Origin of the sequence: Maribacter sp. TH_r10 (assembly GCF_033101095.1) — a bacterium.
Lineage (GTDB): Bacteria > Bacteroidota > Bacteroidia > Flavobacteriales > Flavobacteriaceae > Maribacter_A > Maribacter_A luteus.
The window spans coordinates 1-629 of sequence record NZ_JAWMPY010000033.1 but is presented as its reverse complement, the minus strand read 5'-3'; the positions used below and the strand labels follow the sequence as shown (position 1 = coordinate 629).

The following is a 629-nucleotide window of genomic DNA, read 5'->3' as shown; positions in this document are numbered from 1 at the left end:
TAGGTAGTTTTTTATTCATATTTTGTTAATCAACCATACAATGCCGATTCCAGAGAATAAAAATCCACCGACTATAAAAATCATTGGAAAATAGGTATTCCAGAACTCGTTGTTTATCATTATTTCGTATTCGTTATCCTTTTTCAAGTAAATTATATCAATCGGTTCATTTATCCGTTTTGGATTCGCGCTTGAGTCCAACTTTTGGGTTGTTTCAATTCCGTTTTTGTCCGTAAATCGAACAACAGGAAAGTGATAGATGTGTGAATCTCCGTCAGCGTCTTTGCTCCGTTCCTCTATAAAGTCAATTATTTTAGCTTTTGTTTTAATTCCGTTTGTTTGTATTCTACGATTTGAATTCCGAACGTAAAATCCTGCGTATAAAAATCCGCCTCCAACTATTAAAAAGACAATTGCTCCAATTAAGTTTTCCATTCAGTTTCTTGGGTTGTCAAATTACCTACAACGGTCTTGTGTATGAAACGTAGCGTATAAATAGACGCTAACTTTTCGGATTTAGCACGAGCCAAATTTTTTATTTTTATGTTTAATTTTCTTTTATAAATATAACCAAATAAAAAATTTGGCGTACTTTGTAAATATACAAAAACCTCTCGGAAAGCCTATAA

1 protein-coding gene is annotated in these 629 nt (G+C 32.4%); it reads right to left on the bottom strand.

Features of this window, described 5'->3' with window-relative positions:
• Positions 1-15: 15 nt before the first annotated feature.
• A complete protein-coding gene (locus R3X28_RS19200; RefSeq protein WP_317666503.1) occupies positions 16-435 on the bottom strand; it encodes a DUF3592 domain-containing protein in 420 nt (139 codons plus the stop codon).
• Between the last annotated feature and the right edge of the window lie 194 nt (positions 436-629).

Bases quoted from the DNA above. Each gene is read 5' to 3' on its own strand.
- R3X28_RS19200 (WP_317666503.1), bottom strand. From the start codon at position 435: ATGGAAAACTTAATTGGAGCAATTGTCTTTTTAATAGTTGGAGGCGGA.